The organism is Peribacillus sp. NPDC058002, from assembly GCF_042886655.1.
In the GTDB taxonomy this organism is placed as follows: Bacteria; Bacillota; Bacilli; order Bacillales; family DSM-1321; genus Peribacillus; species Peribacillus aracenensis.
Genome location: NZ_JBHVQU010000157.1, coordinates 1 through 8,721 on the forward strand (window position 1 = coordinate 1; position 8,721 = coordinate 8,721).

The 8,721-nt window shown below is 38.6% G+C and carries 7 protein-coding genes and 1 pseudogene; 7 read left to right on the plus strand and 1 reads right to left on the minus strand.

Annotated features, from left to right (window positions below; genetic code table 11):
- Window positions 1-120: 120 nt before the first annotated feature.
- Window positions 121-417: a hypothetical protein gene (locus ACFVSH_RS19690; protein WP_387707429.1), complete on the plus strand. Its 297-nt coding sequence runs from the start codon at window positions 121-123 to the stop codon at window positions 415-417.
- Window positions 374-1,108, plus strand: a pseudogene (locus tag ACFVSH_RS19695) (DUF4822 domain-containing protein); the annotation flags it as partial. The gene ACFVSH_RS19690 and the pseudogene ACFVSH_RS19695, both read left to right, overlap by 44 nt.
- Before the next feature lie 70 nt (window positions 1,109-1,178).
- Here ACFVSH_RS19695 and ACFVSH_RS19700 read toward each other — a convergent pair.
- Window positions 1,179-2,915 (minus strand): methyl-accepting chemotaxis protein, encoded by a 1,737-nt coding sequence (locus ACFVSH_RS19700; protein WP_387599130.1) that lies wholly within the window; start codon window positions 2,913-2,915, stop codon window positions 1,179-1,181.
- A 743-nt stretch (window positions 2,916-3,658) separates the two neighbouring features.
- Here ACFVSH_RS19700 and ACFVSH_RS19705 point away from each other — a divergent pair.
- From ACFVSH_RS19705 to ACFVSH_RS19725, 5 genes are all read left to right on the plus strand, one after another.
- Complete coding sequence (locus ACFVSH_RS19705) at window positions 3,659-4,687, plus strand: TRAP transporter substrate-binding protein (protein WP_387707431.1); 1,029 nt, start codon at window positions 3,659-3,661, stop codon at window positions 4,685-4,687.
- Window positions 4,688-4,723: 36 nt separating this feature from the next.
- A complete protein-coding gene (locus ACFVSH_RS19710) occupies window positions 4,724-5,296 on the plus strand; it encodes a TRAP transporter small permease (RefSeq protein ID WP_387599124.1) in 573 nt (190 codons plus the stop codon).
- Entirely contained in the window at window positions 5,293-6,570 is a 1,278-nt protein-coding gene (locus ACFVSH_RS19715; RefSeq protein WP_387599121.1) for a TRAP transporter large permease, read from the plus strand. Before ACFVSH_RS19710 ends, ACFVSH_RS19715 begins: the two co-directional genes overlap by 4 nt.
- Before the next feature lie 59 nt (window positions 6,571-6,629).
- A complete protein-coding gene (locus ACFVSH_RS19720) occupies window positions 6,630-7,676 on the plus strand; it encodes a TRAP transporter substrate-binding protein (RefSeq protein ID WP_387707433.1) in 1,047 nt (348 codons plus the stop codon).
- Between the two features lie 23 nt (window positions 7,677-7,699).
- On the plus strand, window positions 7,700-8,721 hold a 1,022-nt coding region (locus ACFVSH_RS19725; RefSeq protein ID WP_387707435.1), incomplete at its 3' end, for a nickel pincer cofactor-dependent isomerase, group 22.

Sequence of the window (8,721 nt, forward strand, 5' to 3'; positions counted from 1 at the left end):
AAGAAAGATTATCGTGGGAAACGAGCAAGAACAGCAGATAAACGGTGAACTTTTCTATAAAGGAGTAAACGAGAAATCGATACGTGATGGAAATATTTGTCAATTAAAATGAGATTTCTGTTGTCCTATGTTGGCGTAATTCTTATTTCCATCACCTTATTTCTAGCAGCTGGATTTTTACTTATTTTTGAAATAACAGGTGATATAAAATCGATAGAGCATTTATACAAAAAATCTTATCTCCAAAAACCTTTGACTGAAGTAGAAGAAAGTGTGTTTCTCGATTTAAAGCTTTTGGCAAAAAATAATCCAGAGCAGCTTCTGAACGAAGAACAGCTGGAGAAGATTGAACATAGAGATATTAAGATTGACGTTAGAAAGGGAAATAACAAACTTTATTGGTCTAGCGAAATATGATGATGAATCATCAAGATATGAATTTTTTGATAAAAATACTAAAAAAAGTCGTGGTGATAAAGGAACTTTCTTTATCACAAATGAAAAGATGCGAGTGTTAATTTCAGAATCAATGGGTTACCAAGCCGCTGTTGAAATAACAGAACTGAATGAGGATATGTTTACCTATAAAAGAATGGGTAAAGATGCTAATGGTAATGATGTAGAAGTGTTTGTTGATCATATTCCTTATACTGAAACAGAACTTTCTTTTACTGATCCGGATAAAACTTTGGAAACTTACACTGGGGAAGTAGATACAGACGTTGATGGAGACAGGATTTTATCCAGCACCACATGGGAAGGAATAGCGGCGTTGGATGAAAAGGGAAATGATGTATCTAGCTATGACTCGAATTATTTAGGACTGGCAAAATATGATGATAAAACAAATAAGTATGGATTTTTTGATGCTAAAACCGGTGAAAGCCGTGGGGATTACGGCTATTACGATGTTGTTCATGGAAATAAGATAAGAGCCCTTGCTTCACAAGGGGAAAATAAGTATGGTGCAGTTCTTGAACTTACAGAGCTTAATGAAAATAAATTCACTTATAAACGAATTGGTAAAGATAAAGAAGGAAAAGATATAACGATAACGGTTGAACATATACCATATGAAGGTAATTTGAAACTTAAATCAACTAAATAAAAAGAAAGGGATTTTGCATGAATAGCAAAATCCCTTTCTTAATATAGTAATAGAATGTAGTTCAAGATGTTTACGCGTTAAACTGTTCAACAGATGTTTCCAGGTCATTAGCGAGCTTTACCATCGAGGAGGTCGAGAAGGAAATATCCTCCATGGATTTCGCTTGTTGATCTGTTGATTGTGCCACTTGTTTTGAAGCCACTGCTGTTTCCCTTGTTAACCCCGCAAAATCTTCTATCGAAGCATTGATTTCCTGGGAACTTGCTGCCATTTGTTCTGTAATGGCTGATATTTCTTGAATCTGATCACTAACATGCTCAAAAGATTTTATGGTCTGTTTAAAAGTTTCTCTTGTATTCAGGACAAATTTTGTCCCTTCCTCTACCTCTTTAGTTCCAGTTTCCATCATTTTCACGGATTCATTTATGATGGATTTAAAATGTAGGAGGGACTCTTGTATATTGATGGCAGATTCCTTCGTACCCACCGCCAATTTCCGTACCTCGTTCGATACCACCGCAAAACCTTTACCCTGTTCACCAGCCCTGGCAGCTTCAATTGCCGCGTTTAGTGATAGCAGGTTTGTTTGCTCGGCAATTCCTGTGATTAAATGTACAATATTCACAATCTCATTTGCTTGTTCGTCCAATTTCTTTATTTTTGAACTTGTTTGCAGCATCACATCTTTTACTTGCAGAATTTGACTTGAGAGTTCATTTATATCTTTATTTCCAATGGACATTCTAGTTGAAACATGATTTGTCTGTTCGCTGACTTCTGAAGAAGCTTCTGCAATTCTTTGTATTCCTATGGTCATTTCCTCGATGACCCTCGATGATTCTTCACTTCTGTGCAATTGTACTTCCGCAGCTCCTGCGACTTGCTGAATGCCATTAACAATATATTGTGTGGAAGTATCCATTTCTTTGATTTTGTGCTCGATATCACTTGATGACTCCAAAAGCTGGAAAGATGAGCTTTTCATGGAGTTGACGATCATAATTGTATTGGTAATCATTTCTTCAAAGGATTTCACTAAAACCTTGATTTCATCGTTCCCGTTTACTTTTATGTTGCTTATCAGTTTATTGGCTGTTAATAAATCTCCATTCGAGATTTCCTTTGCAGCCAAGCTGACCTTGAGAAGGGGGCTTAACTTTCTAGTCAAGAACCATATTAAGGCACCGACTACGATCGCCATTAAGATTACATTGATTATTATGGTCAGGGGAAGGATGCCACCCAGAACCTTGCTGGCCGTAGTGTCGACTTTGCTGGCATCAATATCCACCCCTAGTATTCCTATGACCTCGTCCCCTTTCTTGATGGGAACAAAAACGGATAAATAGTCACCATATTCAGGATCATGAACGATGGAAGTGGTAGAAACCTTTCCCTTCATGACGTTTTCTACATCCTGATATGAAGTTGCGGTTGTGGGTGTTGAAATGGGAGCTCCTTTTTTATCTCCCTTACCCACTCCATCTATAAGAATATGGACTTTTTCGCTACTTTCGTTAATCCCCAATGTATATACATACAATGCTCCAGTTTTTTGTCTATAATCGTCTAACTGTTCGCGTATCTCCCAATATGTAGAGGTTTCGGATTGATTACTTAAAAAATCAGCATAAGATGTTGAATTAATTCCTTGAGAGATGTTGCTAGCTATGTCTAAGCTGCTCATAGCGATTGTTTTCTCAACCGTATCATTTGTACTTTTATACATCAATAGTAAACTTCCAATTAATGTGATGATCATGCCTGTTAAAAGAACAAAACCTATTTTCGTACTGAGTTTATTCATCTTTGTTTATTCCTTCCCCGTGTTATATATGAACCTTGTTTAATATATCGGTAATAATTAAATATATTTAATGAGACCTTTTTGAAACCTTCGGGTGGAGTTTCTATACCTTTCATCTTTAACCTGTTGTATGAGAGGTTCATAATGACATGATCTCAATATTAAATATGGATTGTAATTTTTCAAAAGAAAATATAAACCTTTAAAAATGGAAAATATCTTTTGTAGGAATGGAAGGGGTAATAAACGTAATAAGAAGGAAAAAAGTTAAACTCTTAAATACTGCCTTTTCAGCAGGAAATACAATTAAAAGAGTAAGAGAACCTGGTTTTGTATGATTTTCTATCCTAGTATAGAAAAAATACATTTCATCTTTTACGTTCTGAATCTATAAATATTAATTAGTGAAATAGAGATTTGTTAAGTTGTTATAAAATTCAAAAAATGGTTTGACATTAGTAAAAATGGAAGCTTATAATCAACGTAAGATTTCAAATTCAAAAACAGAGTTTTATATTATAGAACAAATTAACCCTTCATTTTATTAAAAGTAATCGTTTAAAAGTCATGAATCCACTTGAAAAACGTAATAAGAGGTGAAGTGTTTTCCTTACTCCGAATAAAACAAAAACGGAGTTTTATATTATAAAACAATTTAAATTAGGCTTATATAAGGGTGAGGAGAAGTAATAAGATCAGTGACAAATGATAACGCTTACAAAAAACTTTGGGGAGGGTTTTTATTGAAAAAAAGAAAGCTTTTTGTGTTCTCCACAAGCTTAACTCTAGCCATGGCATTCCTTTTATCAGGATGTGGCGGAGGAGAGGGAGAAAAAACCAGTGGATCTGGAGTTGAAAAGAAAACGATTAAAGTGGCGCATTATTTTGCTGAAAATCATCCTCAAAACATTGCGTTGAAAGAAAAATTCAAAAAAATCGTTGAAAAGGAGAGTAATGGTGAACTGGAGGTGCGGATTTATGCGAACAGTACATTAGGTGCAGAAAAAGAATTTTACGACGGAGTCAGAAATGGGACGATCGAAATGGGTGTTCCAGGACTAATTATGCAGTCGGACATTCCTAAAATGGGTGTTCCTGAATGGCCCTTCCTATTTAGGGATTACGGTCATGTAAAGAAGGTATTGAATGGACCTATAGGAGAGGAATTGACAAAAGAGCTTGATCCAAAACATGGAGTGACACCACTTGCATGGAGTGCAAACGGATTTAGGATGTTTTCGAGTAATCGTACTATTAAGAGTATGAAAGATTTTGATGGACTTCGACTCAGAATGCCGAACATCCCGAATTACATAAAACTAGGTGAATCATTGGGGGCGAACGTTAGCCCATTACCAATTTCAGAAGTTTTTACCGCACTTGAACAAAAGGTAGTTGATGCTCAAGATAATCCCATTGCCACGCTGAGATCCTCGGGGTGGAATGAAGTTCAAAGTGATGTACTGGAATCCAAGCATATGTTCAGCCCCAATATTTACATTATCAATAGCAAATTCTATAAAGGGCTTACAAAGGAACAACAAAAAATCATTCAAAAAGCCGCAAAAGAGTCGGCAGCATATGAGTTTGAATTGATGGAAAAAAGTTATGAAGATGACAAAGCATACCTTAAGGATAATGGAATCAAATTCACTACGCCTGACGAAGACTTTTCTGAAAAAATGATAAATGCATCTCAACCTGTTTATGATGAAGTCTTTGAGGAAAATGACTGGGCGGAGGAGCTCGTCGGAAAAATAAAAGCAGAATGAAGCAGGCGCTCCAGATAGGAAGGGGGAGATGTATAGGTGAATAAAATATCCAGAATCTTGGAAAATTCGTTAAACATTATTATGGCAGCTGCTTTAGCGATAATGGTCGTACTCGTGTTTGGTAATGTAGTTCTTCGTTATTTCTTTAATTCAGGGATTACTTGGTCAGAAGAAATGTCAAGGTATCTTTTCATTTGGTTGACGTTCCTCGGCGCCATCGGTGCTTTCAAAAACAAAGAACACTTAGGTGTCGACATGGTCATTAAACGGCTCCCGAATAAGATGAAAAAAGTGGTGTTAGTTATTAGTGATTTGATGATGTTATTCGTTCTTATCTTAATCCTGGATGGCAGCTGGAAAATGACCATGATAAACATTGATAGTGCTGCACCGGCCACTGGAATGCCACTGGCATTTGTATATGGGACAGGTATTCTTGTAAGTGTTTCAATGGGCAGCATGATCATATTCAATTTGTATCGGATTTTCTTCAATAAAATTAAAGACGAAGAATTAGTGATGATAAGTGAGTCAGAAGAACTAATTTCCCTCCATGCTGATGAATTTGAATCAGATATTAGGATAATTAAGGAGGAGAAGCAGGGATGATCGGTGTATTTGTCGGATCTTTACTGGGAGCCATGGGACTTGGAATTCCTATTGCATTTGCCTTACTTGTTAGTAGCGTAGTGCTTATGTACTTTCTTGGTATTTTTGATAGTCAAATTATCGCACAAAACCTAATCAGTGGCGCGGATAACTTTCCTTTAATGGCCATACCGTTCTTTATGCTGGCAGGAGAGGCGATGAATCGGGGCGGTTTATCACGGCGTATCGTTGAGATGGCAATGAAATTGGTTGGCCATATCAAGGGAGGCCTTGGCTATGTTGCGATCATTGCGAGTGTATTGTTTGCGAGTTTATCGGGATCTGCGGTTGCCGATACGGCAGCGCTTGGGGCTATATTAATTCCAATGATGGTGAAGTCCGGTTATGATGTGAACCGATCAAGTGGGTTGATTGCATCAGGTGGCATCATTGCCCCAATCATTCCGCCAAGTATTGGTTTTATCATTTTTGGTGTCGCGAGCGGTGTGTCCATTACAAAGTTGTTCATGGCAGGAATCGTTCCAGGTATTTTACTAGCGGTTGGACTTACGGTTACCTGGGCCATTGTTGCACGAAAAGATAAAGTCGCCGTTAACCCCCGAGCTTCAGCAAAAGAAGTACTTATATCTATTCGTCAAGGAATTTGGGCTCTATTCCTGCCCGTCATAATCATTGGTGGATTGAAATTCGGTTTATTTACACCGACTGAAGCGGCAGTGGTGGCTGCAGTCTATGCCATATTTGTCGGTCTTGTAATCTATCGCGAAATGAAAGTGAAAGATTTGTATGATGTCTTTGTCCATGCAGGAAAAATGACGAGTGTTGTCATGTTTCTGGTCGCTGCTGCACTCGTGTCATCCTGGCTGATAACTGTAGCCGATTTACCTGGTCAGGTAATTGGATTGCTGGAGCCATTTATGGATCATCCATTCCTTCTATTAATCATGATAAACCTACTGGTTATCGTAGTTGGAACTGCTATGGATATGACTCCGACAATCCTGATTCTAACACCTGTCTTGATGCCATTGGTGGTCGCTGCAGGTATTGATCCAGTTTACTTTGGGGTCCTGTTTATCCTGAATAACGCCATCGGTTTACTTACGCCACCTGTCGGAACCGTTTTAAATGTCATGTGCGGCATAAGTAAGATCAGTATGGAAGATATCATGAAGGGGATTTGGCCTTTCTTGCTCGTTGAAGTGATTGTATTGATCTTGTTGATTTTGTTTCCTTCCTTAGTGCTGGTTCCTCTAGAATGGTTTACCTCCTAAAGGAATTTATCAAGTAATCGGTCTGTATGCAGATAATCAACTTATTTAATAGGAGGAAAATGAAAATGAATAATATGTTCAAACGTTTAGCGGTTGGAGTTTTACTGCCCGCAGTACTGCTATTAAGTGCTTGCGGAAGCGGACAAAATGAAAGCGCTTCAGCTGACGGTATTCAGAAAAGAACAATCAAAGCAGGGATCGGAAATAGTAAAATGCATCCACAAGGAATAGGAATGGAGAAATTTAAAGAGCTGGTTGAAGAAAAAAGCGGGGGGAAAATGAAAGTCCAAAACTTTTTTGATGCCACCCTCGGAGATGATCAGAAAATGACAGAAGCTCTTCAAGGCGGTTTACAGGAAGTTACTGTTCCTTCAACCTCACCACTTGTTGGTATGATTAAGGAATTTGGAATTTATGACTTCCCATTTGTCTTTAATACTGAAGAAGAAGCTTATAAGGTACTTGATGGTGCAGTTGGCAAAAAACTTTTGGATAAATTACCGGAACATGATTTAGTTGGTTTGGGATACTGGGAAAATGGTTTCCGAAACTTAACCAACAGCAAGCACCCAGTTAAAACGGCTGCCGATTTCAAAGGGCTTAAACTTCGTACCATGCAAAATGAAGTGCATTTAGATGCATTTTCAAAGTTAGGGGCGAATCCATCGCCGATGGCTTTCTCAGAAGTATTTACTGCACTGGAAACAGGCACTGTTGATGGTCAGGAGAATCCACTCGCAACAATTCAAACGCAAAAATATAATGAAGTGCAAGAATACTTAAGTCTTACAAAACATGTTTATACACCATTTGTATTCCTTGTAAGTAAAAAGTTCTGGGATGACCTATCAGAACAAGAGCAAGAAATCATGAGTGAGGCCGCACAGGAGGCTGGAAAGTATCAACGGGAAGTTAACCAAAAGGAAAATGAAAAAGCACTTAAGTTTCTAAAAGAAGAAGGAATGAAAATCAATGAAGTAGAGCCGGAAGAAATGGAAAAAATGAAGAAAGTCATCCAACCAGTGACGGACGAATATGCTCAAAAATTCGGGCCGGATCTTGTAGAGGAAATGATGAGCGAAGTTAAAAATGTACGTGGTAAATAATCCAGTCTGTTTGGAGGATTGAAATGGATATTATCTCTGAACTTTTACGTGAAATCCAATTACCGAAAATGGTCAAAGTGAGGCAGAAATTTCGTACACCTCAAATAGCTGATGTAGCTGGTGAGGTGAAGAAGGCGATAAAAGGAGCAGGTCTCTTATCAAGAATAAATGAAGATGACAGGGTGGCAATTGCAGTAGGAAGCAGAGGGGTAGCGGAGCTTCCTACTCTAGTAAGGGAAACTGTGGCTGCCGTCAAAGAGGCTGGCGGCAATCCTTTTATCGTCCCTGCAATGGGAAGCCATGGGGGTGCTACAGCTGAAGGACAAATCGATGTGTTGCTTCAGCTGGGTATCTCAGAAGAATCGGTTGGAGCGCCAATATTGTCATCGATGGAAGTTATTAAACTGGATGAATTGCCAAACGGGCTCCCTGTCTATATTGATAAGCTTGCATATGAATCGGATAAAATCATAGTCATTAATCGGATAAAACCACATACAGCATTTCGCGGACCGGTTGAAAGCGGACTAATGAAAATGATAACAATCGGTTTAGGCAAGCAAAAGGGAGCCGAAGCTGCACATGCATACAGCTTTAAGTATATGGCGGAACATGTCCCTGAAATGGCGAAGATTTCCTTAACAAAAGCTCCTATCATATTTGGTCTTGCGACAATTGAAAATGCCTATGATAAACCAGCGAAAATCGTCGCAGTCCCAGCAGAGGAACTGGAGGAAGTGGAACCCGGACTATTGCTTGAAGCAAAATCATTGATGCCAAAATTACATTTCGATTCGATCGACGTACTTATTGTAAATGAACTCGGAAAGGATATTTCAGGGGATGGAATGGATCCGAATATTACGGGTAACTTCGCCACTCCATATGCTACCGGGGGGCCAGAGGTCAAACGGACCGTTGTACTTGGACTTACTGAAAAAACTCACGGTAATGCAAACGGCATTGGCATGGCTGATATGACGACGAAGGCCGTCATGAATGAAATTGAATGGGAAAAAGGCTATGCAATTGAACTAACTAGATC